Genomic DNA, 26,506 nt, shown 5'->3' with positions numbered 1-26,506 from the left:
TGCTCTTTTTTATCTACCTTTGTCACGGAAATATTTAACTAACATGATATGATGATGAAGAAATTAATAATCTTTTTACTGATGATGTGTGGCTGCTGTGGGGTTAAGGCGGCCGGACTGGATGGAAAATACCTGTCGCAGAGTGGCGAACTGATGTTTGTGTTTAAGGGCGACAGCTTGTATGTAGACGTGGCGCAGAGCATGCGTAACCTGTCGGCCTTTAAACTGGTGAAGAACAGCCAGAATAAGGTTACCACGAGCTTTAATGCGTACGAGACATACCTGAAAAACGGCGCAGTAACCTATCGCGAGGTGCTGATACGTGTAACCAAACTGGAGGAGGAAAAGACGTATCTGCTGGAGTACTTTGGTAAGGATAAGGATAGGGAGTATAACTCGAACGAGCGATATCATATTAAAAAAGTTGATGGCGAGTAACCATCAACTTTTTCTAATATAATCGACGAAGGCGTAGCGCTGGGCGTGGCGATCGTCGACGTCGTGTGATTCGCGGGTGGCCTCTTTCCACTCATCTTTGTAGGGAGGGAAGAAGGTGTCGGCCTCCTTTGGGGTGTCGTCGATTTCTGTCAAGCAGAGGCGATCGGCCAAAGGCAGGGCCTGCTGGTAAACGCTGGCACCACCGATGATATACACATCCTCGTCGGGGGCGCAATGGGCCAGGGCCTCGTCTAACGATGGATACACATCGCAACCAGGAAAAGCACTCACACTACGGCTGAGCACGATGTTACGACGATTGGGCAGGGCGCCCTTGGGTAGCGACAGGAAGGTGTTGCGACCCATGATAATGGTGTGCCCGGTAGTGAGCGCCTTGAAACGTTTCAGATCGTTGGGCAACCAATATATTAACTTGTTCTGAAATCCGATGGCTCTATCCTGAGCCACCGCTGCAATAATATTAATCATACTGATACTTCGGCTTTGATGTGGGGGTGGGGATCGTAACCCTCTAACTGAAAGTCCTCGAACGTAAAGTCGAACAGACTCTTAACATCGGGGTTGATAATCATACGGGGCAGGGTGCGAGGCTCGCGGGTGAGCTGCAGCTTGGCCTGCTCGATGTGGTTGAGATACAGATGGGTATCGCCCGTGGTATGAATAAAGTCGCCTGCCTTAAAGCCTGTTACCTGTGCCATCATCTGCAGCAGCAGAGCATAGCTGGCAATATTAAAAGGTACGCCAAGGAAGGTGTCGGCCGAACGCTGATAGAGCTGCAGCGACAGACGATCGTCGGCCACATAGAACTGGAAGATGGTGTGACAAGGGGGCAGGGCCATCTTGTTGACCTCGGCCACATTCCATGCCGACACAATCATTCGACGTGAGTTGGGATTGTTCTTCAACTGGTCGAGCACATACTGTATCTGGTCGATGGTGCCACCATTATAATCGGGCCACGAACGCCACTGGTGACCATAAACGGGACCAAGCTCGCCATTCTCGTCGGCCCACTCGTTCCAGATGCGAACACCATGGTCCTGCAGGTATTTTACGTTGGTGTCGCCCTTGAGGAACCACAACAACTCGTAGATGATACTCTTAAGGTGGAGCTTCTTGGTGGTGAGCAAGGGGAAACCATCGTCGAGATTATAGCGACTCTGGGTACCAAAGATGCTGATGGTGCCTGTACCGGTACGGTCGCCCTTCTGGGTGCCCTCGGTCAGGATGCGGTTCAGGATGTCTAAATACTGCTTCATTTATAATGTAAAAATTTAAAAATTCAAAAATGTAAAATATTGGGGGCGGCGGAGGGCAGGTGGGTGCTCTTGATGCGCCAGGGCTTGGGGTAGAGGTTGTTGGCACGGTTGCCGATGTTTTTGGCAGGTCCGAGCGGTTGCCCCTGATAGGTGACGGTGACGATGCCGCGAGGGGTATCAGGCGGCAGCACAAGGGCCTCGCCACGCAGGTACTTAAGGGCTGTAGCGAAATCGACATCTACGCACACATCGCTCTTTTCGAATTCGGCATCAAGAACTTTTAACGCCAACTTTTTGGCATTGAAAGGCTTGGGCTCTAAAGAACCAGCCTTGCGCAGGGCGCAGACAAACAGGCCTTCGCCACGGGTGATGCCAGGGATGAAACGATAAACGGGCTCATTAAAACCCTGGAGCAGCGAACCTGTGATATTCCATGATGGATCTACTGGGATATCTAGCACCTGGGCATCGTAGGTATCCAGTATCCAACGGATATTCTCCTCGTTCTCCTTAGTATTATATGTACACGTACTATATATAAGCAATCCGCCAGGATTTAAGCACTCCCAGGCATCGGCCACAATCTCGCGCTGCAGTTGCCAGCATTTCTCCACATTCTGCGCACTCCACTCGCTGATGGCGTTGGGATCCTTACGGAACATGCCTTCGCCCGAGCAGGGCACATCGCACAGGATGAAATCGAACTTGAGCTTCGATTTACGGAAGTCGCGAGGGTAATTGTTGGTAACGATGTGGTTAGGTGCGCCCCATTTGGTAACGTTCTCAAGCAGAATCTGGGCGCGATTGCCCATGGGCTCGTTGCTGATGAGCACACAATCGGGGGGCAGCACACTACGCAGGGCAGTAGATTTTCCGCCAGGGGCAGCGCACATGTCTAATGCACTTTGCGGGCAATCGCCAGACTGCTGCAAAATGTGGGTTACGAACATAGAGGAGGCCTCTTGTACGTAGTAGCAGCCGGCATGGAGTAGGGGATCGAAGGTGAACTGAGGGCGATCGGCCAGATAATATCCCTCGCTGCACCAAGGCACTCTCTCGCCGTTGGCAAGAGATACTTTGGAAGGGTTCACACGAATAGAAGTTGGCGCTTCCTCGTCGAAAGCTCCTACAAAGCGATTATATCTCTCATCGCCCATGATACGGCGTGTTTCTGCTACGAAATCTGCTGGTAATTGAACCATTATATTGGAAATTTGTGGCAAAATTAAAAAAAATCTGAGAAAAATCACTATCTTTGCAACTAAATTTAATTTTGAAACGTCAAACAGATGTAGAATTTAAAAACAAAGGAGATATGAAACAGTATTTAATCGCAATTGCCATGGTGCTCGCACTTAGCACAAACGCTAATGCAACAGCACAAAAGCATCGCCACACCCCTCGCACTGAGCAGGTGAGCGATACAGTAAAGCACAACCAAGATGCCATCGAGGCATTCTCGGACACTACTGCTACTAACAACGCCAACGCTGACGACGACGACAACTACAACGGCTACCGCCGCCACGTGGTTTACGAGGGTGAAGACGCTGAGCGCGTGGTTAGTGGAATTTTTGGAGACATGGGCGGCGCTGCCTTTATGGGCATGCTGATTCCTATCCTGGCTATCGTATGTGTAGGATTCCTGTTGCCCGTTATCCTGGTACTGCTGGTGTTCTACTTTATCAATCGCAACCGCAAAGAGAAGTACCGTCTGGCCGAAATGGCTATCAAGAACGGACAGCCTATACCCGATGCGCTGCTGAAGGACAGTAAGAACGACGACTGGGACAGCACAAGCTATAACGCTGGTATCCGACAGATGTTTACAGGCGTGGGACTGGCCATCTTCCTGGGTATCGTAGCTGGTGAAGTAGGATTTGGTATCGGCGCACTGGTATTCTTTATCGGACTGGGTAAGTGGTATATAGCCCGACAGGACCGTAACAACCGCGATAATAATCAGACATTTAATAACAACAATAATATACAGAATTATGAATAAGCGACTGATGAGATCGAACGATAGAGTGTTTGCTGGCGTATGCGGCGGATTGGCTGAGTACTTCGATTTCGACCCAACAATGGTACGTTTGGCTTACGCATTCCTGACACTCTTTACCGCTTTTAGCGGACTGATATTCTACTTTGTACTTTGGCTGGTAATGCCTGAGAAGAACTATCTTCAAAATTGATAATTGACAATTAGATGGCAAGCATCGGCGACATAGCATTAGTGACACAGGTGGCGGTGTTCCACAACAAGCAGGCCTTCGACCAGCTTGTGAGGAAGTACCAGTCGCCTGTGCGCAGGTTCTTCTTGAACCAGACGCTGGGCGATGAGCAGCTGAGCGACGACTTGGCACAGGAGACCTTTATCAAGGCTTATGTGAACATTACCAAGTTTCGTGGCATGAGCAGTTTCTCGACCTGGCTGATGCGTATTGCCTACAACGTGTTCTACGATCAGGTGCGCTCGAAACACCAGACGGATGATATCGAGGACTCGACAGCCGCTATGCGACAGACAGCATCGACTGGCGACTCGAACATGAAGATGGACATACACGCCGCGATGGCGCTACTGAAACCCGACGAACGCACATGCATTACCTTGCAGCTGATTGATGGCTATCCCATCGACGAAATCAGCAAGATAACCGGCATTGCCGAAAATACTGTTAAATCGCATCTGAAACGAGGGAAGGATAAAATGGCTAACTATTTAAGAGAGAATGGATATGGAGGATAAGAATGATATTTTACTGAAGCAGTTGTTTGAGCAGGCTGCACAGCAGCAGATTGAGGACAACGGGTTTACCGAGCGGGTGATGATGAACCTGCCTGAGGTAAAAGAGAGCCGCGTGCGTTGCTATACACGACTCTGGACGATGTTCTGTGTGGTGATAGCCATACTGATATTCTGGCTGATAAGCGGCTGGGATATGATAGAAGGCATGATGACCGGTGGCAAGCACATGCTGATAAACACCATCGAGGTGTTTATGCTGACAGCACCTACAACCGAGATTGAGATTAATCCTTGGACGGTGGTACTGCTGCTGGGCTTTGTATTAGTTTTCCTGCCTTATCAAACATTCCGTAAGTTGTCCGCAACACTTTAAACTCGGTGCGTCGGTTCATCTGATGGCATTGTTCGTGCAGTTCCTCAGGGAGCGCGTTAATCATCTCTTCGGTGAGTACGTCGCCCTCCTTGAGGAACAGATATTTTTCGGCCACACGGGCTTTGATACGCTTAGGCATGCTCTCGCCATAACCCTTTGGTGTCAGGCGGTCGGCAGCGATACCATGGGCAATGAGATAGGCCACCACGCTCTCGGCGCGCTGCTGCGACAGGCGCTGGTTGTAGGCATCGGAACCACGACAATCGGTATGGGCCGACAGCTCGATGGTAACGTTGGGATTCTGATTGAGCAGCACCACCAACTGGTCGAGCGCCGTTTTTGATTCTGGGCGCAGCGTGGCCTTGTTGAAATCATAGAAAATATTCTCGATGAGCACAGGGGCTGAGATGTTGGCCAGGGGGAACTGCAGTACATACTCGTGCGAGGCTTTTGCAGGCTGCACGCGTATCTGCTCCTGGTGGTTCAGGTAGCCCTTGCAGGTGCCCAGCAGCACGTAATCTACATCGGGCTTGATCTCCTGCACAAACGAGCCGTCGCTACGCACGCTGAGCTTGAGGTTGGTGCCATCGTTGCCCACCATATACACCTGGGCAGCGGGCAGTTCGTAGCCATCCTGCTCGTACACCCAACCCTTGATGGTTTGTACAATCTCAGGATTATAGAAGCTGTAGATGTGGTCGAACCCACGCAGGTCGCCACGATTGGAACAGAAGAAACCCTGGTTAAGCTTGCCCTCGAAGGTCATGCCGAAATCGTCGGCCTGCGAGTTGAGGGGATAGCCTGGATGGTTTATTTTACGACCGTCGGTCGTAAAATAAACATCTAAGCCTCCGAGGCCGGGGTGACCGGAGGAAGAAAAATAAAAATCGCCATTGGGACGGAAGGTGGGAAACATCTCGTCGCCAGGGGTGTTAATGGGCGCACCCAGATTCTCCATCACACCTGCCTCGGTAGCACTCAGCAGTCGGCATCGCCAGATATCAAGACCGCCCATGCCGCCACTCATATCGCTGACGAAATACAGCCATTGTCCATCGGGACTCACAGCGGGGTGGGCGAAACTGCAGGTGGTATCGTTGGAGATGATGAGCTCTTGAGGTTTGCTCCAGGCGGCATCGCTACGTTTCGACACCATGATGCGGGCGTAACGTGGGTAGGTGGGGTCGGTTTGGCACTGGGTCAGGTACATGGTCTTGCCATCGGGCGAGAAGCAGCAGGCACCCTCGTCGAAGGCCGAGTTAAGCTCTGAGGCGATGACCTGTGGCTTGCCCCATTTGCCCTTCTCATCCTTCTGGGCATAGAAGATGTCGGCACTCTTGGTGCCTGTAATGGCATTGAGCTCGTCGCCCTGCGCCTGATTGCGGGTGGAGGTGAAGTAAAGTTGGTCGTCGGCATCGCCCGCCAGCATGGGGGCGTAGTCGTCGCGTCGCGAGTTAAACAAATCCATGCGTTTAACGGTATAGGCCGAGCCCTCTTTTTTCCACCCAGGAGCCTTCTGGGCCGATTCCAAACCAACCTTCGCGAGTTTTAGATGCAAGCTATCATTTTTTAAGCTATCGCTTGCCACAGCAAAAGCCTTGGCGGCCTCTTTATAATTGCCGTTGCGCATATACAGCTGACCCAGATACAGATGGGTGAGCGAGTCGTCTTTCTTGTAGCGTACCACATTCTTATAGGCGGTGATGGCCTTGTTGGTCTGGTTCAGGCGACGGTAGCACTCGGCTAGTTTCATGGCCCGTTCGCCACGGGTGGTGCGCTCCTTGTTGGGTGTTTGGGCATAGGCCTTGCGATACTGGGCAGCGGCATCGTAATATTCGCCCACAGCCCAGAACTTATCGCCCTTTTTCACAGCCTGATCGGCCCCACAGCCACCAAGCAGCAGGGTACACATTATTATATATATATAAGCAACGAAATTTCTCATACTATCATATAAACGAAAAAGCAGGCGTTTTATTGCCTGCCTTTTATCATTTATCGCCAAGTGGCGCTCTGAAAGTACAACCTTCTTTCCAGCGGGAGCAACCATAGGCTGTTTTGCCTTTGATGATGTGACCCTGACCGCATACAGGACAAACATCGCCCTCTTTCACGCTGCCAGCCTGGGCTTGGGGGGCTGCCTCCTGTTGCTTGGCTGCTTTAGCCTTGCGTGTGGCCTTGGGCTTGGGTGCCGTTTCGGCCTTGGGCGATTTCACCTTCTTCAGGTCGGCATCCGACAGTACGGTTACGCGACGGTTGGTGCTATCAGTCATCACTTCGTTGACGATTTCAGTAACCTGCTGTTTCAGTTCCTCGATAAACTGCTGGGCATCGTACTTCTGGTGCTCAATGTCGCGCAGCTTCTTCTCCCAGATACCTGTGAGTTCGCAACTCTTCAGCAGTTCCTCGCGAATCAGGTCGATCAGTTCGATACCTGTCGGGGTGGCAATCAGGCGTTTGCGTTCGCGTTTGATATAGTGGCGCTTGAAGAGCGTCTCGATAATGCCGGCACGACTAGATGGGCGGCCGATACCATTCTCCTTCATGGCAGCGCGCAGGGTCTCGTCTTCTACAAACTTACCTGCTGTTTCCATCGCACGCAGCAGCGAAGCCTCGTTATAGTAAGCGGGTGGGGTAGTCCATTTTTCAGTCAGCGTAGGCTTGTGGTCGCCACTCTCGCCTTTAACGAAGGTTGGCAAAGTCCTCTCCATCCCCGAGTCAAGCTCGCCTACCCGTAGCCCTTCGTCATCCTGCTGTGGCTTATCGTCGCCCTCTGCTTCTTTCTGCACCTTTCCGTAAATCGCACGCCAGCCTGGATCCAGTATCTCCTTACCCGTAACCTTGAACTCAACTGTTTCGTCGCCCTTAACCTCACCAAGAACGGTGGTGGTTGAGAACTTACAATCGGGCAGGAACACAGCGATAAAGCGGCGTGCTACCAGGTCGAACACCTTGCGTTCGAGATCGGTGAGGTTCTGTGGCACCACGCCTGTAGGGATAATGGCATGGTGGTCGGTCACCTTCGAGGTGTCGAACACACGCTTGGTCTTTTTCAGCGTTTTGCCGCCAATGGGCTTGATGAACTCAGCGTAAGGCTGAACGCCGTCGAACTTAGTTTGATACAACCCATTGAGCGTTTGCGGGCACTTGGGGTAGATATCATCGGACAGGTACTGTGTATCAACACGGGGGTAGGTGGTGTACTTCTTCTCGTACAGACTCTGTATGAGGTTGAGCGTCATCTCGGCCGAATAGCCGAACTTGCGGTTACAATCCACCTGCAGCGAGGTCAGGTCGTACAGCTGTGGGGGCTGCTCCTTACCCTCTTTCTTCTCAACCTTTGTTACCTCGAAAGGCTTGCCCTCGATGGTGGCAAAGGCTTTTTCGCCTTCTTCCTGCGAGGTGAACTTACCTTTGGTAGCTGTAAAAGTGGTATCGCGATAAACGGTGGCCAGCACCCAGTAGGGCTCGGGCTTAAAGTTCTCGATCTCCTTCTGACGGTTCACGATGAGCGCCAGGGTAGGTGTTTGCACACGACCGATGGATAGCACCTGACGGTTCTGACCGTACTTAAGCGTGTACAGGCGGGTGGCGTTCATACCCAGCAGCCAGTCGCCAATGGCACGACTCAAGCCTGCCAGGTACAAAGGCTGGTAATCGCCCTGATCCTTCAAGCTGGCAAAACCCTCCTTGATGGCCTCGTCGGTCATCGACGAAATCCACAAACGCTTAACGGGGCAGGTGGCCTTGGCCTTCTGCATCACCCATCGCTGGATGAGCTCTCCCTCCTGACCGGCGTCGCCACAGTTTACGATACCATCGGCCTTCTGCATCAGCCCCTCGATAATCTTAAACTGCTTCTCGATACCCTTATCGTTTATCAGCTTAATGCCAAAACGCTGGGGTATCATAGGTAGTTGGGTAAGCGCCCAGGGTTTCCAGGCTTGTGTATAATCGCCGGGTTCCTTCAGCGTGCACAGGTGTCCGAAGGTCCACGTTACCTGGTATCCGTTGCCCTCCATATATCCATCGTGCGAGCTGTTGGCCCCCAAGATTCTTGCTATATCACGAGCTACACTCGGTTTCTCTGCTATACAAACAATCATATTCCTTTATTTGTAATTTTGGATGCAAAGATAGTGTAAATCGGCCGAAAAACCAAATTTATGACTTGATATTAAACTTTTCGCATGTTTTTTCGTCATTTAGTATAGAAATTAATCACATTATTATATTTATATGAGAAAACTATTTATTATCGCTATCCTAATGGCCGCCACTACCGTAGGGCATGCCAAGTGCCGTAACGTGTTTGTTGAGATGGGCTACCAGCCTGCTCAGGTGGATGCTAAACTGAAAGAAGTATTTAACGATGTGTTTCGTGGGCCCAACAAGGTGTATTTCGAGGTGGGCGACTCGATGGGTTATGTATCCGACATTAAGAACCACGACGCCCGTACCGAGGGTATGTCGTACGGTATGATGATAGCCGTGCAGTTTGGCGAGAAAGATATATTCGACCGCTTGTGGCGCTGGAGTAAGAAGTACATGCAGCACCAGAGTGGCAACCGCGAGGGCTATTTTGCCTGGAGCTGTAAGACCGATGGCACACGTAATGCCGACGGTGCTGCCAGCGATGGCGAGCTGTACTTTATCACAGCCTTGATTTTTGCCTCGAACCGTTGGGGCGATAACACAGGCATTAACTACAAGGCCGAGGCGCAGCACATATTGAACTGCATTCAGCCTAAGGAATATACTCCAGAACCACGCAAAGGTGGTTTTCCAGGCTTTGGTCCACAGCAGCAGGGGCCTCAGAAGATGTATCTCATCGACCCTGAGACCAAACTCATCACTTTTACGCCTGATGGTTTTGGTAACCGCTATACCGACCCTTCGTACCACATTCCCGCTTTCTACGAGGTATGGGCTAGGTGGGCCGACGATGGCAGAGCCGATCTGTGGAAGGAGTGCGCCCAGAAGAGTCGTGAGTTCCTGCATAAGGCCACACACCCTGTAACAGGACTGAATGCCGATATGTGCCAGTATGATGGTAGCGAGATGCAGATGCCTCGCTGGCCAGGCATGCCTCAGCCCAAGCCAGGTGAGAAACCTCGCCGTAATGGTAGCAACAACTTCCGCTACGACTCGTGGCGTGTGCCCATGAACATTACACTCGACTACGAGTGGAGCGGGGCCGATGCGGAGTGGCAGCGTGGGTATGGCGAGAGAATCCAGAACTTCTTCTACTCGCAGGGCGTGGATAAGTTCGTAGATCAGTATCGTCCTGATGGCTCGCTGCCCGAGGAGAACGAGATACTGCAGGCTGGCGGTTTCCGCAAGCTGCGCCATAGCATCGGACTGGTTAGTACAGTAGCCGCTGCCTCGATTATGTGTAAACATGCCAAGAGCAAAGAGTTTGTTGATGCCCTTTGGAATGCCAAGCACGAACCTTTTGAAGATGGTTATTTTGATGCATATTATGATGGCTTATTAAGGTTGTTTGCATTTATGCACCTAAGTGGAAATTACAGAGAGATTGTTCCACAGAAGTGATGATGAGCCCCGCCGCGATGGTGGGGCTTTTCATTATTTTTAGGTATTGTGGGTATTCCTGAATTGTTGTACCTTTGCACCCGCTTTAAAAAGGAAAAATACTAGGGTAAAAGAGATTAATTTAGGAATACAAAATGCGCAAAATCAACACAACAAAAATGCTGTGCGCAGTGGCTGGACTTGCTTTTTGCAATCACACAATGGCACAGACTGATCTTCATGATTCTATCGATTTACACGAGGTGCAGATTGTGGGCAAGACCAAGGCGCGCAAAATGCACGAGCAGGCTTATGCCATCTCGGTAGTAGATCTGGCTACTAAGTATCAGAGTGCGTCGGCACTCAATCAGGTGCTCAACACCGTTACATCTATCAAAATACGCGAGGACGGCGGACTGGGTTCGAACTACAGTTTCGCCATGAACGGTTTCTCGGGTAATCAGGTAAAGTTCTTTATCGATGGTATCCCCATGGACAACTTCGGCTCGTCGTTCAATCTGGCTAATATCTCAGCCAATATGGCCGACCGCATCGAGGTGTACAAGGGTGTGCTGCCCGTTTACCTGGGTAGCGACGCGCTGGGTGGTGCCGTAAACATCGTATCGCGCACCAATGCCAACTATCTGGATGCTACCTATTCGGTAGGTTCGTTCAATACCCATCGTGCGGCTGTGAATGGCGTTTACACATCGAAGGGCGGCTTTACGCTGCGCGCCAATGCGTTTGCTAACTATTCAGATAACGATTATAAAGTGTTTGCACCAATCGTGAACCTTTCTACCAACAAGCAGGAGGGTGAAGAATGGGTGCGACGATTCAATGATGGCTACCAGTCGTACGGCTTGAAGCTCGAGGCAGGTGTGGTTCGCAAATCGTGGGCCGATTATCTATTGTTTGGTGTTATTGCTTCGGCCGATAAGCGCAACGTACAGACTGGTGCCACTATGGATGCTGTGTATGGTGGCGTAAAGAATCGCAGCTGGAGCCTTATACCCAGCGTGCGCTATAAGAAGAACGACCTGCTGCTGCCAGGTCTCTCGCTCTCGCTCTACGGCACCTACAGCATGGTGAATACCTATAACGTGGATACTTTGGCACGCCGCTATAACTGGTATGGCGACTATGTGGCCAGCACCAGCGCAGGCGAGGCTTACCTGACTGATGCTACCATCAGCGAGCGCCAGTGGCAGGCTAATGCCAACCTGAGCTACATTATCAGCGATCACCACTCGCTGGTACTCAATAATGTGTTCTCGGCCAACCGCCGCAAGAGCAACGACGAGATGTATCCCGACGATGAGATGAACAACGTGCCCCAGCAGCTTACTAAGAATATTACAGGTCTGGGCTACCAGATACGCTATAACCGTTGGAATGCCAACGTGTTTGGAAAGATGTACCGTCTGTACAGCTCGACCAATAAGCTGATTGACCAGTTTACTGAGAACCAGCGCTGGGAGAAGCTGAGCGATCGCAAGCAGCGTTACGGCTATGGTGCTGCCGCTACCTATTATATCTTGCCATCGCTGCAGGCTAAGGTGAGCTTTGAGCGCGCCTACCGTATGCCCGAGGCCGTTGAGATGTTTGGCGACGGACTTGTACAGAAGGCCAACCCCGACCTGAAGCCTGAGAGCAGTAACAACCTGAATGCCGGATTGCTGTACGATCAGACCTTTGGCGCCCATCGCGTGCAGGCCGAGGTGAACTACATCTATCGCGACACCAAGGACTTTATCCTGAAGGGCGTAACCATGTCGAGCAATCCTACCACCAGCTACGATAATATCGGCAAGGTGCAGACACGTGGTATCGAGGCTTCGCTGGGTTATGCCTATAAGCGCAACTTCCACATCAATGGTAATCTCACCTATCAGAATATCAAGGACAAGATGAAGTATCAGGAGTCGCAGAACACCTTCGTGGGCGATGGCATCAGCGAGAACATCACCTACGGTCAGCGTCTGCCTAACATCCCTTACTTCTTTATGAACGGACACGCCGATTACCAGTTCTTTAACTTGGGTACCAAGGGCAATAGTCTTACCTTGAACTACGATATTCAGTATATTCACGACTACTATCTCTCGTTCACAGGTCTGGGTGCCAAGGCAACCAAGAAGGTGATTCCTGAGCAGCTGAGTCACAACATATCGGTAGGCTATAGCTTGTGCGATGGACGCTACAGCGTGGTGGCTGAGTGTAATAATCTGACTGATGCCAAGCTGTACGACAACTACCGCTTGCAGAAGCCTGGTCGCTCATTTAATGTAAAGTTCCGTTATTATTTAAGTAAGTAAAACTCAATAAGTTATGAAGAATATCTATAGTAAAGCTATTATATTGGCCGCGCTGGCTGTAGGCACTCTGACATCGTGCGACGACGACCTGGCAGCCGAGCAGGAAACACCTAACGCTCCCTATGTTCTGAGCCTGGGCGTAACCTCGAATGGTAACACCACTTACTATGTGGTTAGTACCGATAATCTGATGGAGGGTACCATTAATGCCGTGGGTAAGGGCATTGAGCAGAACGGCTATCACGACTACCAGAAAGGTGGTAACAGCATCTTCTGTATTGGCGGTCTGGGACTTACCAGCGCTACAGCCGTAGTGCGTGGTGCCGACGGTATGCTGAAGGAGCAGGGCGAGTTTGTGTTTGATAACTCGTTGAGCGGTTTCTGTCAGGTGGATGCCAACACAATGGTAGGACTGGAGTTGCCCACCAACAAGGAGAGTGGTTCGCAGCTTACTTTCTATACCGTTGATGCCAACACCGCCGCCATCCTCTCGAAGAATACCAACACCGCCGTTGATCCTATCGATCGCTTGGACTGGCCTTCGATTACTGGTATGATGTATAGTGGGGAAAATCTGTATGTAACCTACACCCCGATGAACAGCATGACCTTTGAGACGGCTTATACCGATACCTGCTTTGTGGCTGTTTACAGCTATCCTGACATGCAGTTTGTAAAGCTGATGAAGGATACCCGTGTGGGTCCTGGCGGCTCGTGGGGTGCGTTTAACGGCTTGATGAAGGACGAGAACGACAACCTGTACGTGATGTCGAACTCGGCTATCTCTAACGGTTACTCGCAGAGCACCAAACATGCAGGTTTTCTGCGTATCAACAAAGGCGAGACTGAGTTTGATGACGATTACTTCTTCGACTTCGAGGCCCTTACAGGCGGTTTGAAGCCTGCCCACGTGGCTTATGTAGGCAATGGTCTGGTGTTTGCCGAGGTGAGCACCCTGAACCCACAGACTGCCAACGACCGTTGGGGTGATAAGAGTTTGAAGTGCTGCATCATCGATCTGGTGAACCAGACGGTAACAGATGTAGAGGGCATACCCGTGCATAATGGCAACGGTGGCCGACGTTTTGCATATTTAACCGAGGGAAATAATGTATACCTTCCAGTATCCACATCTGATGGGGTTTATATCTATCGAACCGACGTTACTACAGCTAAAGCTGAACGTGGTGCGAAGGTATCAACTACATTCGTTGGTGGTTTCTTTCGACTGTGAGTAGACGACGAAACTGGTAAAAATACTGCCTGTTTTGGGGTATTTTATATCCAAAATTCGTTAAATCTTACTTTTTAAACAAAATTTAACGGTGTTTTTCTTGTTTGTTTCAAAAACTTGTCGTATATTTGCAGCAGAAAAAGATTTTAATGGTTAAGGTTTATGGTTGATTAATTTAGTTTTTTAAGTAATTTTTTTGAGAAAGTGGTTCGTTGTGAAACGAGCCACTTTTGATTTATCCAGGTGCCCAAACTGGAAGGGAAATCATGCATAAATATAAAATTCTATAAGAAATTTGCGAATATTTTTGGCAAATTGAAAGAAAAGTAGTACTTTTGCTGCCGCAAGGAACTAAATAATCGGAAAAAGATGACTAAATGAAACGTAAAACTTGCAAATTGAAAACGCTTGCTATTCTGGCAGCAATGGGATTGTGCACCATGGCAAACGCACAGCAGAAAGACAGCGACATCGACTGGATGAAGGATTTTACCAGTCGTATTACTCTGAATGGTTATGCTCAGGGCGGATGGAGTTACCAAGATCCAAATGGGCAGAAAACCAATGCTTACAACCTAAAACGTACGTTGCTTTGGGCTAAGGCCCGAATCACCGACAGATGGTCGTTTATGTTTATGCACGACTTCTCGAGCGTGGTTCAAGAGTTCTACACCGATTATCGTTTGTCAAAAGGTAACGAGATGACGGTGCGTTTAGGACAGTTCAAACACTCGTACACGATGGAGAACCCCATGAGTCCCACGCAGTTGGAGCTGGTGGATGTGTACTCGCAGGCGGTATTGTATCTGGCAGGCGAGGGACCCGACCCGCTGAATGGCGTAAACTACGGTCGTGATATGGGACTGGAGGTTTATGGCGACCTGGCTAAAGGCGTGCTGCACTACGAGTTGGCGCTGATGAGCGGTCAGGGAATCAATCGTAAGGATCTGAATAATCAGAAGGACTTTATTGCCAAGTTGGAGCTTCGTCCCGTTGACGGCTTCCGCGTGGTAGCATCTGGTTATCTGGGTACAGGTTGTGCTGTGGGTACAGCTAAGTGGAACCCTGATATCCAGGTGGGTGATAATTATAAGCGTAATCGCTACAGCATAGGTGCTGAGTACAAAACACAGGCCTATACGGGTAGTAAATATAAAGAGGCGCGTCCAGCATCGGTACGTGCCGAGTGGTTAGGCGGACAGGATGGAAAGGTGGGTAGCCGAGGTGGTTACATTACAACCTGCATACCTGTGGTTGATGCCCTCGATATCGTAGCCAGTGGCGAAACCTTTGATCGTAACACCAAGGTGGATGGCTGGGATCAGACTAATCTCACCATCGGTTTGCAGTACTGGTTCTACAAAAAGTGCCGTATGCAGCTGCAGTACACCCGTTGTCTGTGTGGCGAGAATATCAGTAGTAAGGACTACAACTGGGTGCAGGCTCAGATGCAGGTGGCCTTCTGAACATGAAACATTATAGATTAAACATTAAAGATTGAAGATTAAGTATGGTTATCAAGATACTTTTTACAGTTATATTTCTGGCCGTGATGATTGGGGTAGGACTTTACACCCGCAAGCAGGCCAGTAGTGTCGAAGGTTTTGTGTTGGGCGGTCGTGCCGTGGGTCCTTGGCTCACAGCCTTTGCCTTCGGAACCAGTTATTTCTCGGCTGTTGTATTCGTTGGTTATGCTGGTCAGTTTGGCTGGAAATACGGTTTGTCGTCGGCCTGGATTGGTATTGGCAATGCCATCATCGGTTCGCTGTTGGCCTGGCTTATCTTGGGTCGTCGTACCAAACTGATGACACAACATATCGAGAGTCGCACCATGCCAGATTTCTTTGGTACTCGCTTTAACGATCAGGGCTTGCGTGTGGCAGCATCAATCATCGCCTTTGTATTCCTTATTCCCTATACCGCTGGTGTATATAGCGGCATTTCGCGCTTGTTCGAGATGGGATTCAGTATCCCTTACGAGTATTGCGTGGTGATTATGTCGATACTCACAGCTGTATATGTGATTTTGGGTGGATACAAGGCCACAGCCATGAACGACTTTATTCAGGGTATAATCATGCTGTTTGGTATTGTGGCTGTGATTGTGGCTGTGCTGAATGTGCAAGGCGGTTTGGTGGCTGCTGTAGATAAATTGGCTGCTATGCCATCTGATGCCGATCCAACGATGAATGGTGGTTTTGCTACGCTGTTCGGTCCCGATCCCTGGGGCTTGTTAGGTGTGGTTATACTCACGTCGCTTGGTACGATGGGTCTGCCCCAGATGGTGGGTAAGTTCTACTCGATTACAGATGAGAGTGCCATTAAGCGTGGTACCGTTATCTCAACCGTGTTTGCCTTTATCGTGGCTGGCGGCTGCTACTTCTTAGGTGGGTTTGGTCGTCTGTTTGGCACACCACCTATGCTGCCTAACGGTAAGTTGGCTTTCGACTCGATTGTGCCTTCAATGCTGGTAACATTGCCCGATATATTGATTGCTCTCGTTGTGCTACTGGTGCTGAGTGCTTCGATGTCAACCTTGGCTTCGTTGGTACTCACCTCATCAAGTACCATGACACTCGACTTGATTTATCGTGATAAGAAAGCGTTGCCAGGTGAGGTAGAGGATGGCGAGATTAACGATATCGTATCCGAGAAGGTTGAGCGTCGTAAGGTGATCGTGATGCGTGTGCTCATCATGTTCTTTATCGCCATCTCGTTGCTCATCGCCCTTAACCCACCAACGTTTATTGCCCAGCTGATGGGTATTTCGTGGGGAGCTTTGGCTGGTGCATTCCTGGCACCATTTATGCTGGGTTTGTATTCACGTCGCATCACTACCATGAGTGTGTGGGCTTGCTTTGTTTGGGGCGTTGGTCTTACCGTTGTCAATATGCTGGCTGGCAACCCCATTAACCCAATTAACTGTGGTGCCATAGCCATGGTAGGCGGTTTCCCTGTGGTTTGGTTGGTAAGTATGTTTACTCGTCAGATGTCGAAGGCCCGCGTGGATGCTATTTTTGAGTGCTACAATAGACATTAAACATTTTATATAACATTAAGATTAAAAATTAGACTTTATGAAGAAATCCGTTTTAACCGTTACTTTACTGGGGGTGGCCATCACATTGATGGCTGCCTCGTGTGCCAACAAACCAAAGGCTGCTGCTGCCCCTGCTGCAGAGGCTACCGAGGTGGCTGTGGATGGCGAGCTGGCACCCGATTTTGAACTGCCTAATCTGCAGGGGTCGACTACCAAACTGTCGTCGCTGCGTGGCAAATATGTAGTACTCGATTTCTGGGGTTCATGGTGCGTTTGGTGCATTCGTGGTATCCCACAAATGAAGACGGCTTACACCAAGTACAAGGACAAAATGGAAATATTAGGTGTTGACTGCCGTGATACTGAGGAAAAGTGGAGGGCTGCCGTCGACGAGCACCAGTTGCCTTGGTTGCAGGTGCGTTGTCCTGATGAGCAGCTGCAGACAATCGCAGCACAGTATAGCATCGAGGGCTTCCCCACAAAGGTTATCATCGATCCAGAGGGAAAACTCGTAAGAACGGTAGTAGGCGAGGATCCTGCCTTCTACACCTTCCTTGATGAGTTGTTCAAGTAGTTTTTTTTAGGCACGGATTTACACGGCTTAAATAAATTTAAAACACGGCCTTAGTTACAATGCTAAAGCCGTGTTTCTTTATAAAAGAGCCGTGTAATCCGTGCCTAATAATTAGTAAGCGTGGTCGTCACCTTGGAGTTCTTCCTTGGTGATTTTTTTCTTGTCGATAGCGCGCCAGGCGTAGATGATGTAAGCCAGTACAAATGGTACTAACAGCGATACATAGAACATGGTGCGCAAGGTGAACTCGCTTGAGCAGGAGTTAGCCAAGGTGAGCGAACTCTGCAAGTCGGCTGTCGAAGGATAGTAAGCGGTATGGTTCCAGGCACAGCTGAGCAAGAGTGCCAGAACGGTTAGCACAGTACCTATGCCTGCAGGCCAGATGCCACCATTATACCCCTTACTGAAGATGGTCTTACCAATACCAAACAGCACCAATACTACACCTATTAATAATAATACCAACAGGTACCACATCTCCAGGAAATTGTTCAGATACTTGTAGGGCTCCATGTAGATAACACCCTCGTCGTTATAGGCAAAGCCGTCCTTCAGCAGTACATGTACCAAATAGGCTACAAACAGCAGCAGGAAAGGTACGGCTGCACCCACCAATCGCACGCTGCCACGCGAACGGATATCCTCGTCGGCAACGTTGTTCATGACGTAGAGTATACCTAAAACACGTGCTAAGAACACCACAGCAAAGCCCAGAACCAGTACCCAGGGATTTAGCAGGGCATCCAGTCCGTGCGAGGCGTTGGCCCAACGACTGATGATAGGTGTGATGGCACCAGCATCAACCAGATTGTCCTTGGCGATGATAAAGTTGGAACCCTCGAAGAAAGTGGCTACAGCACCCCCCAACAACAGCGGACCAACGATACCATTTAGTGTAAGGAAGAATTGGAACGTCTTGGGACCCAGGAAATTACCGATCTTATTCTGAAACTCGTAACTAACGGCTTGCAGCACAAATGTAAACAGGATAATCATCCACAACCAATAGGCGCCGCCAAAGCTGGTAGAGTAGAATAGAGGGAACGAAGCAAAGAATGCACCCCCAAAGGTAACAAGTGTGGTAAACGTGAACTCCCACTTGCGACCAGTAGAGTTATACACCAGTCGGCGTCCCTCTTCGGTATAGCCTAACGAACGGGCTACAGAATTGGCTCCCTGAACAAAAAGCAAAAATACCAGTATCGCTCCTAACAGCGAAACGATAAAACACCAATAATGTTGTAAGAAATCGTATGTCATAACTCTGGCCCTTTCTTAATTTGTTTAAGTAAAATATTTATCTCAACCGCCAGCATGGTGGTGAAGAGTACGAGGAACAGGAAGAACGTAATGATAACGCTCTGTGACTGCAGATCGCTCACCGATGCCCATGTGGGCAGCATGTCCTGGATGGTCCAAGGCTGGCGTCCGAATTCGGCTACCAACCAGCCGCATTCTGAACCGATATAGGCCAGCGGGATGAGCAGGATGGCTACCCAATAATGCCAGGCGGGTAGGGTGGTAATGTCGTACTTCTTGAACAGCGCCTTGGGGAACTTGTAGGTTACAGCCAGGATAACAGCAAAGAACAGAATGAACAAGCAACCCACACCTACCATCACTCTGAATGCCCAGAAGTTTACCAGAACAGGTGGTACCAAGTCGGCCTTATCCTTTACATAGCCATAACCAAAGTACTTCATGTTCTCGTTGATGGTTGTCAGGTATTGGGCAATGGTGGCTTCGTCAGCACCATCGGCTTTGGCCTTACGATAGGCAGCAAGTGCCTCGATGGCCTTCTTGCCTCGTGCAATCTTCTCGTCGGCACTTGGCTCTGTCTTGCCATCGGGTGTGGTATAGCCGTTCAGCAAGTCGTTAATACCTGGCACATAGCCCTTGGGGTCGTTGGTGGCCATGATACTCAGTCCGTAAGGCACCTCGATACCCTCGATAAGCTTCAAACCTTGTTCGGTTCCGCCATCGTAAAGCGCCTCCATAGCAGCCAGCTTCATGGGTTGAACCTCGGCCACATCCATACCCGACTTATGACCGGTAGCGCCTGCCAACAGGGCAGCCACCAGACCTACGCCAGCACCAATCTTCATACTCTCTACGGCCAATCGGGTGTGACGTTTCTTCATCAGATACCAGCAGCAAACGCCTACGCAGAAGATACCGCCGATAATCCACGATGAGGTAACGGTGTGGCAGAACTTAGAGATAGCGAAGGGCGAGAGGGCCACTTCGGCAAATGATACCATCTCGTTACGCATGGTGTCGGGGTTGAACTCGCAACCCACAGGATACTGCATCCAGGCGTTGGCCACCAGAATCCACCAGGCCGATATCGTGGCTCCTAAGCCTGTAAGCCACGTTGATGCCAAGTGGAAGCCTGGCGAAACCTTTTTCCATCCAAAGTACATCACGGCAACAAAGGTGCTCTCCATAAAGAAAGCCACAATACCTTCTACGGCCAGCGGGGCACCAAAAATGTCGCCTACAAACCATGAGTAGTTACTCCAGTTGGTACCAAACTCAAACTCGAGAATGATACCCGTAGCCACACCCATGGCGAAGTTAATGCCGAAAAGCTTCTGCCAGAACTTGGCTGCTTCTTTCCAGAACTCATCTTTTGTTTGGTAATACTTGGTCTCAACAATCCCCATGATAACTGCCAAACCCAGCGTCAGAGGCACGAAGAGCCAGTGGTAGATTGCCGTCAGCGCAAATTGTGCTCTCGACCAGTCGATCGTTCCGGCATCAATGTTTAGTAATAGGTTTTGTAGCATAATTATAATGTTTAATATTTAATGTTTAATCTTTAATGTTCAACGTCTTCCAACAATTGCTTTGCCACATACTCTGGCTCATTGCCATCGGCATGCGTTTTCAGAAAATCAGGGAAGAAAAAGAGCTTAAGCACCACGAAGATAATAAACAATTTGATGAGAATGATGACCCAAAGCGTCTTACCAAGCGTCATCGAGCGGAACCCATCGTAATACAGATGGAACACCTTACTGAAAAAGTTGTTCTTACTCATGCAGATTGTTGTAAAATGATGTGGCAAATATACATTTTTTATTCTTACGTTCCAAATATTTAAGGTATAAACTGCAAAAATTGGTCTAAATCACGCTATTTTTCTAATTTTTAATGTTGCTTAAATGTTTGAAACATAAAATTCTTTGTTATTTCAATGAAATAACCTATATTTGCACCCGAAAATATAAAGAAAGTTATGAATAAGAAAGTTTTAATACCCCTGATTGTTGTTATTCTGGCACTCTGTGGTGCTGCTACATGGTTGTTTTTGAGTCTGCAGGAACAGAAGCAGGTTGTGCAGGACATGGAGGAACTGGCCGAACTCGACAAGCAGGAAATGGAGAATGAATATGAGCGTTTCACCATGCAGTATAGCGAGATGAAAACGCAGATTAACAACGACTCTATTATCGCCCAGCTGACCGAGGAGCAGATGAAGACCCAGAAGTTGCTGGAGGAGTTGAAGCAGGTAAAGGCCAGCGATGCACGCGAGATTGCCCGACTGAAGAAGGAGTTGGCAACCGTTCGTGAGGTGCTGCGTGATTATGTGTATCAGATTGACTCGCTGAACCGTTTGAACGAGAATCTGAAGGCCGAGAACAGTCGTGTAAACGCTGAGTTGAACGAGCGTAACGCACAGGTGGCAGGCTTGAACAGCGAGAAGGCATCGCTCTCAGAGAAGGTGGCTATTGCAGCCCAACTCGATGCAACCAATATCCAGATGCAGATTCTGGGTAAGAACGGTAAGACAGCCAAGAAGTTGAAGGATTGCAAGCAGATGCGCGTAAACTTCACTATTACCAAGAATGTAACCGCCTCGAACGGTAACCGTACCGTTTATGTTCGTATTCAGAACCCTGGTGGTAACACCCTGAGTGGCGGCGGCAGCTTTGCTTACGAGAACCGTAATATTGAGTGCTCGGCTAAGAAGGTGATTGAGTACACGGGTGAGGAGACTCCTGTAACCGTTTATTGGAACATGACACAGATGCTGGAGGCTGGTGACTACCGCGTTAGCATTTTTGTGGATGGCAATATGATTGGAACGAAGACATTTAGTTTTAAATAAGAGATATGATGAAAAAAACTTTTGGAATTTTTCTGCTTTCGGCAGTCATCACGCCTGTTTGGGCTCAAAGAATATTGAGCTTGGACAGTTGCCGACAGATGGCGCTGAGAAACAATAAGCAGTTAGGCATTTCCAAACTTAAACAGGATGTGGCCGAGAATGCTCGTAAGTCGGCGCGCACCAAGTACCTGCCCCACGTGAGTGCTATAGGTACCTATGAGTTTACGAGCGAGGAGATATCGATTCTTAATGATGGTCAGAAGGCTGCCTTAGGTGGTCTTGGTACTGTTGTTGGTGGTACCCTGCAAAACACATTGGGTTCGTTGGTAGCCACGTTGCCACCAGCCGCCCAGATGCAGATGGCGCAGGATATGGCTAATGTAACAGCTGGTTTGAACCAGAAGGGCCAGAACATCGTAGATGCTTTCCGTACCGATACCCGTAACATCTTTGCAGGTTCGGTTGTGGTTACCCAGCCCGTATTTATGGGTGGTGCCATCGTGGCTCTGAACAAGATGGCCGACATCACTACCGAGATGGCCAAGAATTCGATGGATGCCCGTCGCCATGCTACGTTGTATCAGATTGATCAGGCCTATTGGCAGGTGGTATCGCTCCATCATAAAAAGGCTTTGGCCGAGAGCTATCTCGAACTCGTTAAGAAGTTTGATAGCGATGTACATAAGATGATTGACGAGGGAGTGGCTACACGTAGCGACGGACTGAGCGTTGACGTGAAGGTGAACGAGGCCGAGATGACCCTGACAAAGGTGAACGACGGTTTGGTACTCTCACGTATGCTGCTCAATCAGTTGTGCGGACTGCCCTTGAATGAGTCTGTGATTCTTCAGGACGAGCAGACTGATAATATTGCTGTAGTAGAGCTGACCCCACAGTTGGATGTTGAGAATGCTGTGGCACATCGCCCAGAGCTTAAGATGCTGCAGAATACAGTAGATCTGAGCAAGCAGGCCACTAACGTGCTCAAGGCTGCTAACCTGCCTCAGGTAGCGCTGATGGGCGGCTATGCTGTTAGCAATCCTAACGTGCTGAATGGTTTCGAAAAGAAGTTTGCAGGTTACTGGCATCTGGGCGTTATCGTCCGTGTGCCCATCTGGAACTGGGGCGATGTCATGTATAAGGTTCGTGCCTCGAAGGGCGCTACCGCCATTGCTACTCTCGAACTCGACGAGGCGCGCGAAAAAATTGAACTTCAGGTTAACCAGACCACCTTTAAGGTTGATGAGGCTAACAAGAAGCTGACGATGGCTCAGAAGAACATCCAGCGCGCCGACGAGAATCTTCGTACCGCTAACCTGGGATTCCAGGAGGGTGTTATCAGTCCTACCGTTGTGATGGAGGCTCAGACAGCTTGGCTGCAGGCCCAGTCGCAGAAGATAGATGCAGAAATTGATGTTAAACTTAGTCAGGTTGACCTGCAGAAGGCCCTTGGCACATTAGAATAAAGGATATTATGACAGAACAAGCAAAACGCCAGCATAACAACATTCTGCTTGCCATCGTTGGTTTTGCGGCAGTAGTGATTATCGTGGCTTTAATTGGATTCTTTGCGCTGGATCGTGATCCAGACGTTATCCAGGGACAGGTAGAGGTTACAGAGTACCGTGTATCTAGCAAGGTGCCAGGTCGTATTCTTGAACTTCGCGTAAAAGAGGGCGACTATGTCAAGGTGGGTGATACACTTGCTATACTTGATGCCCCTGAGGTGCGTGCCAAGATGGAACAAGCCCAAAGCGCCGAGAGCGCCGCTGCGGCTTTGGAGTTGAAGGCTCAGAATGGTGCTCGCAAAGAGCAGATTCAGGGCGCTTTCTCTGTTCTTCAGCAGGCTAAGGCAGGACTTGAGATTGCAGAGAAATCTTACAATCGTGTGCAGCGCCTGTTCGACGAGGGCGTGATGAGTGCCCAGAAACGCGACGAGGCCTTTGCCAATTACAAGGCGATGGAGGCACAGGTGAAAGCCGCTCAGAGCCAGTATGACATGGCTGTGAATGGTGCGCGCCGCGAGGATAAGATGGCTGCTGCTGCTCAGGTGGGGCGTGCCCGTGGTGCCGTGCAGGAGGTTAACTCTTATATTCACGAGACGGTTCAGGTGGCCCAGATGGAAGGCGAGGTTTCTGATGTTTATCCAAAGGTAGGTGAGTTGGTTGGTACTGGTTCGCCCATCATGTCGATAGCTGTGATGCAGGATCTCTGGGGTACATTCAATGTGCGCGAGGATCAGCTGAAAGGTATGCAGATGGGTAGTGAGGTTAATGCCTATGTGCCTGCGTTCGATAAAATCATCAAGATGAAGGTTTACTACCTGAAAGATCAGGGTTCATATGCCGTGTGGAAGGCCACCAAGGCTAATGGTCAGTACGACCTGAAAACCTTTGAGGTTAAAGCCCGTCCGGTTGAGAAGATGGAAGGCTTGCGCCCTGGCATGAGCTTGATTATTAAGGATTGAAGAGTTTAAGAGTTGAACAATTGAAGTACTTAGCTTTGATATGGGAGATAGCTTTGCGTGAGATGAAGATTCTGAAAAAGAATCCCATCTACGGCTTCTGTATGGTGGTTTTCCCGCTGTTGACGATGGTGTTTTTTACATCGCTGCTCGACGATGGCCTGCCGCAGGACTTGCCAGTGGGTGTGGTTGATCTCGACAATACCTCGACTACCCGTGCGCTTACTCGTAAACTCGATGGCTTTCAGAATTCGCGGGTAGTGGCTCATTTTCAGTCGGTTGCCGAGGCGCGTCATGCGATGCAGGAGAACGAGATCTACGGTTTCCTGTATTTCCCCAAAGGCACTACCAGCAACCTGATGTCGGCCCGTCGCCCAAAGATATCTTTCTATTATAGTAATGTGTCGTTGGCGGGTGGTTCGATGGTGATGAAGGATCTGAAAACCGTTACCACCCTTGGTTCGGCTGCGGTAGGTATGGCTACCCTTCGTGCCAAAGGTGCTACCGACCAGCAGATTCAGGCTTTTTTGCAACCCATCCGTATCGATCTGCACCAGGTGGCCAACCCTTGGAGCAATTATAATGTGTATCTCTCAACCGTGTTTGTGCCGGGTGTGATGATGCTCTTTATGTTCCTGATATCAGCTTATTCGTTGGGTATGGAACTCAAGTTTAATCGTGGTAAGGAGTGGATCGAGAAGGCCGATGGTCATATCGTGGTAGCCATTCTGGGCAAGTATCTGCCGCATGCGGTGGTATTCCTGCTGCTGATATCGTTCTATCAGTTCTACATCTATCATGTGCTCCAATTCCCACATGTTGGTGGATGGGCTATGATTATACTTCTGTCGGTGCTCTGCGTGTTTGGCTCAATCGGCTTTGGTATCTTTGCCTTTGGCTTGATGCCATCGTTGCGTATGAGTATGAGTGTATGCTCGTTGTGGGGCGTTCTTAGTTTCTCGCTGGCGGGTTCTGCTTTCCCGGCAATGGGTATGGATGCTCCTCTGCAGGCGCTCACGTGGCTATTCCCGTTGCGCCATTATTATATGCTATTCCAGATAACGGTATTTAATGGCTATCCGCTTATTGATGCCTGGTTCCATCTGGTAGCGCTGATAGGTTTCACGCTGATGCCTTGGTTTGTTATCAGTAAGGTTAAAAATGCTATGCTCACTTATGTCTATATTCCATAAAATCATACAGGCTTTAAATGATGCCGCTTATATCTGGCGACAGGAGTTCAAGCAGGTGCTTCGCGACGAGGGCGTGCTGATTTTCTGTGTCATTGTGCCTTTGGTTTATCCGCTGCTTTACTCGTGGGTTTATAATAATGAGACCGTTCGCGAGGTGCCTGTAGTAGTGGTCGATATGTCGCATTCGCATCAGTCGCGCCAGTTTATCCGCATGTGCGATGCTTCGCCCGATGTGCAGGTGGTTAGTCATGCTGTAGATTTGGATGAGGCTAAGAGTCTGGTGAGTCGCCAGGTGGCCAAGGGTATCTATTATATTCCCGAGGATTTTGCCACGAAGCTGAATCGCATGGAGCAATCCACCATTAGCGTGTATTGTGATATGGCGCTGATGCTTACCTATAAAGCTATTTATCAGACGGCGATGGCTGTGAGCACCAAGATGGGTGCGCAGATGCAGGTGGCGCTGGCTGGCAACTATACTGCGCGCGAGGATGTGATAACCGTTAGTCCACTCGAAGTAGAGGAGGTGCCGATGTTTAATCCCCAAGGTGGTTATGGTACATCGGTTTTGCCTGCCGTGCTGATGCTGATTATCCAGCAGACGTTGGCGCTTGGTATCGGTCTGGCTGCAGGTACGGCCCGCGAAACCAATCCTTATGGCGATCTGGTGCCTGCGCATCCCGCTTATTCGGGCATCTATCGTATTGTAGGTGGTAAAGCGCTTTGCTATCTCATGGTGTATGCCGTGATGGGGGCTTATCTGGTAACGGTGGTGCCCAGAATGTTTGATTTCCTACAGATAGCGCCTTGGCAGAGTCTGTTGGCTCTGATGACACCTTATCTGCTGGCCTGCGTATTCTTTGGCATGACGGTATCGTGCCTGGTACGCTATCGCGAGAATGTGATTCTGCTGATGGTGTTCATCTCGCTGCCGCTGCTGTTCATGACGGGTGTGTCGTGGCCGCAAAGCAGTATTCCAGGCGCTTGGCAGGGTGTGTCGTGGTTGTTCCCCAGCACCTTTGGTGTTAGAGCTTATCTGCGTTTGAACAGTATGGGTGCCAGCATCGGCGATGTAGCCCTCGAGCTGCGTTGTCTCTGGATTCAGGTTGCCTTCTACTTCGGAATGGCATGTCTGGTATATGGTCATCAGTTGCGCGAATCGCGCCGTCACAATTTAGCAGCATAAAAGAA

General features: G+C 49.7%; 23 protein-coding genes and 1 pseudogene. 16 read left to right on the top strand and 8 right to left on the bottom strand.

Annotation, left to right across the window (positions count from 1 at the left end; all coding sequences use genetic code 11):
* Positions 1-54 precede the first annotated feature (54 nt).
* Positions 55-438, top strand: coding sequence for a hypothetical protein (locus tag T500_RS0112180; RefSeq protein ID WP_155267539.1), 384 nt, complete (start codon positions 55-57; stop codon positions 436-438).
* A 3-nt stretch (positions 439-441) separates the two neighbouring features.
* On the opposite strand, the gene T500_RS0112175 is transcribed toward T500_RS0112180, so the two are convergent.
* Genes T500_RS0112175 through T500_RS0112165 form a run of 3 tightly spaced genes read right to left on the bottom strand, consistent with a single transcriptional unit; the run spans position 442 to position 2,920 of the window.
* Positions 442-927 (bottom strand): dihydrofolate reductase, encoded by a 486-nt coding sequence (locus T500_RS0112175; RefSeq protein ID WP_028908343.1) that lies wholly within the window; start codon positions 925-927, stop codon positions 442-444.
* A complete protein-coding gene (locus tag T500_RS0112170) occupies positions 924-1,718 on the bottom strand; it encodes a thymidylate synthase (protein ID WP_028908342.1) in 795 nt (264 codons plus the stop codon). Before T500_RS0112170 ends, T500_RS0112175 begins: the two co-directional genes overlap by 4 nt.
* Positions 1,719-1,741: 23 nt before the next feature.
* Positions 1,742-2,920, bottom strand: coding sequence for a methyltransferase RsmF C-terminal domain-like protein (locus T500_RS0112165; RefSeq protein ID WP_036909056.1), 1,179 nt, complete (start codon positions 2,918-2,920; stop codon positions 1,742-1,744).
* Positions 2,921-3,033: 113 nt separating this feature from the next.
* Here T500_RS0112165 and T500_RS16520 point away from each other — a divergent pair, with 113 nt between their 5' ends.
* The 4 genes from T500_RS16520 to T500_RS16715 are packed head-to-tail and all read left to right on the top strand — an operon-like array spanning position 3,034 to position 4,843.
* Positions 3,034-3,723 carry a DUF6249 domain-containing protein gene (locus T500_RS16520; protein ID WP_155267538.1) on the top strand — a complete coding sequence of 230 codons (690 nt, stop codon included), beginning with the start codon at positions 3,034-3,036 and terminating at the stop codon, positions 3,721-3,723.
* Positions 3,716-3,913 (top strand): PspC domain-containing protein, encoded by a 198-nt coding sequence (locus tag T500_RS0112155; protein ID WP_074762322.1) that lies wholly within the window; start codon positions 3,716-3,718, stop codon positions 3,911-3,913. Before T500_RS16520 ends, T500_RS0112155 begins: the two co-directional genes overlap by 8 nt.
* 14 nt (positions 3,914-3,927) lie before the next feature.
* Entirely contained in the window at positions 3,928-4,470 is a 543-nt protein-coding gene (locus T500_RS0112150; RefSeq protein ID WP_028908339.1) for an RNA polymerase sigma factor, read from the top strand.
* On the top strand, positions 4,460-4,843 hold the full coding sequence (locus T500_RS16715) for a DUF5056 domain-containing protein (RefSeq protein ID WP_196243516.1): 384 nt from the start codon (positions 4,460-4,462) through the stop codon (positions 4,841-4,843). The genes T500_RS0112150 and T500_RS16715 overlap by 11 nt, the downstream gene beginning before the upstream one ends.
* Here the strand turns inward: T500_RS16715 and T500_RS15955 are convergent.
* Both T500_RS15955 and T500_RS0112140 read right to left on the bottom strand, forming a co-directional pair.
* A complete protein-coding gene (locus T500_RS15955; RefSeq protein ID WP_036909054.1) occupies positions 4,755-6,788 on the bottom strand; it encodes an OmpA family protein in 2,034 nt (677 codons plus the stop codon). The two genes, T500_RS16715 and T500_RS15955, sit on opposite strands and share 89 nt — an antisense overlap.
* A 46-nt stretch (positions 6,789-6,834) precedes the next feature.
* On the bottom strand, positions 6,835-8,949 hold the full coding sequence (locus T500_RS0112140; RefSeq protein ID WP_028908338.1) for a DNA topoisomerase 3: 2,115 nt from the start codon (positions 8,947-8,949) through the stop codon (positions 6,835-6,837).
* A 196-nt stretch (positions 8,950-9,145) separates the two neighbouring features.
* Between T500_RS0112140 and T500_RS0112135 the strand changes: the two are divergent.
* The 6 genes and pseudogenes from T500_RS0112135 to T500_RS0112110 form a co-directional block, all read left to right on the top strand.
* Positions 9,146-10,399: pseudogene (locus T500_RS0112135) on the top strand (glycosyl hydrolase family 8); the annotation flags it as partial.
* Positions 10,400-10,599: 200 nt separating this feature from the next.
* Positions 10,600-12,696, top strand: coding sequence for a TonB-dependent receptor (locus T500_RS0112130; RefSeq protein WP_230580905.1), 2,097 nt, complete (start codon positions 10,600-10,602; stop codon positions 12,694-12,696).
* Positions 12,697-12,709: 13 nt separating this feature from the next.
* Entirely contained in the window at positions 12,710-13,930 is a 1,221-nt protein-coding gene (locus T500_RS0112125; RefSeq protein WP_028908335.1) for a DUF4374 domain-containing protein, read from the top strand.
* Positions 13,931-14,307: 377 nt separating this feature from the next.
* Positions 14,308-15,396: a porin gene (locus tag T500_RS0112120; RefSeq protein WP_155267537.1), complete on the top strand. Its 1,089-nt coding sequence runs from the start codon at positions 14,308-14,310 to the stop codon at positions 15,394-15,396.
* Positions 15,397-15,440: 44 nt separating this feature from the next.
* A complete protein-coding gene (locus T500_RS0112115; RefSeq protein ID WP_028908333.1) occupies positions 15,441-16,970 on the top strand; it encodes a sodium:solute symporter family transporter in 1,530 nt (509 codons plus the stop codon).
* A gap of 37 nt (positions 16,971-17,007) precedes the next feature.
* Positions 17,008-17,544 carry a peroxiredoxin family protein gene (locus tag T500_RS0112110; protein ID WP_230580904.1) on the top strand — a complete coding sequence of 179 codons (537 nt, stop codon included), beginning with the start codon at positions 17,008-17,010 and terminating at the stop codon, positions 17,542-17,544.
* A 111-nt stretch (positions 17,545-17,655) separates the two neighbouring features.
* Here T500_RS0112110 and T500_RS0112105 read toward each other — a convergent pair whose 3' ends face one another.
* The 3 genes from T500_RS0112105 to T500_RS0112095 are packed head-to-tail and all read right to left on the bottom strand — an operon-like array spanning position 17,656 to position 20,587.
* Positions 17,656-18,804, bottom strand: coding sequence for a cytochrome d ubiquinol oxidase subunit II (locus T500_RS0112105; protein WP_028908331.1), 1,149 nt, complete (start codon positions 18,802-18,804; stop codon positions 17,656-17,658).
* Entirely contained in the window at positions 18,801-20,333 is a 1,533-nt protein-coding gene (locus T500_RS0112100) for a cytochrome ubiquinol oxidase subunit I (RefSeq protein WP_028908330.1), read from the bottom strand. The genes T500_RS0112105 and T500_RS0112100 overlap by 4 nt, the downstream gene beginning before the upstream one ends.
* 32 nt (positions 20,334-20,365) lie before the next feature.
* Positions 20,366-20,587, bottom strand: coding sequence for a DUF4492 domain-containing protein (locus tag T500_RS0112095; protein WP_028908329.1), 222 nt, complete (start codon positions 20,585-20,587; stop codon positions 20,366-20,368).
* 198 nt (positions 20,588-20,785) lie between these two features.
* Between T500_RS0112095 and T500_RS0112090 the strand changes: the two genes are divergently transcribed.
* The 5 genes from T500_RS0112090 (at position 20,786) to T500_RS15950 (ending at position 26,501) form a co-directional block, all read left to right on the top strand.
* Positions 20,786-21,658: a hypothetical protein gene (locus T500_RS0112090; protein ID WP_028908328.1), complete on the top strand. Its 873-nt coding sequence runs from the start codon at positions 20,786-20,788 to the stop codon at positions 21,656-21,658.
* An 8-nt stretch (positions 21,659-21,666) separates the two neighbouring features.
* Positions 21,667-23,124, top strand: a complete 1,458-nt coding sequence (locus tag T500_RS0112085) for a TolC family protein (RefSeq protein ID WP_028908327.1) — start codon at positions 21,667-21,669, stop codon at positions 23,122-23,124.
* Between the two features lie 8 nt (positions 23,125-23,132).
* Positions 23,133-24,125, top strand: a complete 993-nt coding sequence (locus T500_RS0112080) for an HlyD family secretion protein (protein WP_028908326.1) — start codon at positions 23,133-23,135, stop codon at positions 24,123-24,125.
* A gap of 62 nt (positions 24,126-24,187) precedes the next feature.
* A complete protein-coding gene (locus T500_RS0112075; RefSeq protein WP_051612054.1) occupies positions 24,188-25,315 on the top strand; it encodes an ABC transporter permease in 1,128 nt (375 codons plus the stop codon).
* A complete protein-coding gene (locus T500_RS15950; RefSeq protein WP_080694883.1) occupies positions 25,299-26,501 on the top strand; it encodes an ABC transporter permease in 1,203 nt (400 codons plus the stop codon). Before T500_RS0112075 ends, T500_RS15950 begins: the two co-directional genes overlap by 17 nt.
* Positions 26,502-26,506: the final 5 nt, after the last annotated feature.

It is taken from the genome of Xylanibacter ruminicola Ga6B6, from assembly GCF_000687715.1.
Lineage (GTDB): Bacteria > Bacteroidota > Bacteroidia > Bacteroidales > Bacteroidaceae > Prevotella > Prevotella ruminicola_B.
Note: the sequence above shows the minus strand (reverse complement) of the source record. Positions and strands in the feature narration are given on the sequence as shown.

What these genes read in the sequence shown, in the direction of transcription:
- T500_RS0112180 (WP_155267539.1), top strand. Translation starts at nt 55, where the DNA reads ATGAAGAAATTAATAATCTTTTTACTGATGATGTGTGGCTGCTGTGGG.
- T500_RS15955 (WP_036909054.1), bottom strand. Translation starts at nt 6,788, where the DNA reads ATGAGAAATTTCGTTGCTTATATATATATAATAATGTGTACCCTGCTG.
- T500_RS0112115 (WP_028908333.1), top strand. Translation starts at nt 15,441, where the DNA reads ATGGTTATCAAGATACTTTTTACAGTTATATTTCTGGCCGTGATGATT.
- T500_RS16520 (WP_155267538.1), top strand. Translation starts at nt 3,034, where the DNA reads ATGAAACAGTATTTAATCGCAATTGCCATGGTGCTCGCACTTAGCACA.
- T500_RS0112155 (WP_074762322.1), top strand. Translation starts at nt 3,716, where the DNA reads ATGAATAAGCGACTGATGAGATCGAACGATAGAGTGTTTGCTGGCGTA.
- T500_RS0112095 (WP_028908329.1), bottom strand. Translation starts at nt 20,587, where the DNA reads ATGAGTAAGAACAACTTTTTCAGTAAGGTGTTCCATCTGTATTACGAT.
- T500_RS0112080 (WP_028908326.1), top strand. Translation starts at nt 23,133, where the DNA reads ATGACAGAACAAGCAAAACGCCAGCATAACAACATTCTGCTTGCCATC.
- T500_RS0112085 (WP_028908327.1), top strand. Translation starts at nt 21,667, where the DNA reads ATGAAAAAAACTTTTGGAATTTTTCTGCTTTCGGCAGTCATCACGCCT.
- T500_RS0112125 (WP_028908335.1), top strand. Translation starts at nt 12,710, where the DNA reads ATGAAGAATATCTATAGTAAAGCTATTATATTGGCCGCGCTGGCTGTA.
- T500_RS0112175 (WP_028908343.1), bottom strand. Translation starts at nt 927, where the DNA reads ATGATTAATATTATTGCAGCGGTGGCTCAGGATAGAGCCATCGGATTT.
- T500_RS0112090 (WP_028908328.1), top strand. Translation starts at nt 20,786, where the DNA reads ATGAATAAGAAAGTTTTAATACCCCTGATTGTTGTTATTCTGGCACTC.
- T500_RS15950 (WP_080694883.1), top strand. Translation starts at nt 25,299, where the DNA reads ATGTCTATATTCCATAAAATCATACAGGCTTTAAATGATGCCGCTTAT.
- T500_RS0112120 (WP_155267537.1), top strand. Translation starts at nt 14,308, where the DNA reads ATGAAACGTAAAACTTGCAAATTGAAAACGCTTGCTATTCTGGCAGCA.
- T500_RS0112100 (WP_028908330.1), bottom strand. Translation starts at nt 20,333, where the DNA reads ATGCTACAAAACCTATTACTAAACATTGATGCCGGAACGATCGACTGG.
- T500_RS0112165 (WP_036909056.1), bottom strand. Translation starts at nt 2,920, where the DNA reads ATGGTTCAATTACCAGCAGATTTCGTAGCAGAAACACGCCGTATCATG.
- T500_RS0112170 (WP_028908342.1), bottom strand. Translation starts at nt 1,718, where the DNA reads ATGAAGCAGTATTTAGACATCCTGAACCGCATCCTGACCGAGGGCACC.
- T500_RS0112150 (WP_028908339.1), top strand. Translation starts at nt 3,928, where the DNA reads ATGGCAAGCATCGGCGACATAGCATTAGTGACACAGGTGGCGGTGTTC.
- T500_RS0112105 (WP_028908331.1), bottom strand. Translation starts at nt 18,804, where the DNA reads ATGACATACGATTTCTTACAACATTATTGGTGTTTTATCGTTTCGCTG.
- T500_RS16715 (WP_196243516.1), top strand. Translation starts at nt 4,460, where the DNA reads ATGGAGGATAAGAATGATATTTTACTGAAGCAGTTGTTTGAGCAGGCT.
- T500_RS0112130 (WP_230580905.1), top strand. Translation starts at nt 10,600, where the DNA reads ATGGCACAGACTGATCTTCATGATTCTATCGATTTACACGAGGTGCAG.
- T500_RS0112110 (WP_230580904.1), top strand. Translation starts at nt 17,008, where the DNA reads ATGAAGAAATCCGTTTTAACCGTTACTTTACTGGGGGTGGCCATCACA.
- T500_RS0112140 (WP_028908338.1), bottom strand. Translation starts at nt 8,949, where the DNA reads ATGATTGTTTGTATAGCAGAGAAACCGAGTGTAGCTCGTGATATAGCA.
- T500_RS0112075 (WP_051612054.1), top strand. Translation starts at nt 24,188, where the DNA reads ATGAAGATTCTGAAAAAGAATCCCATCTACGGCTTCTGTATGGTGGTT.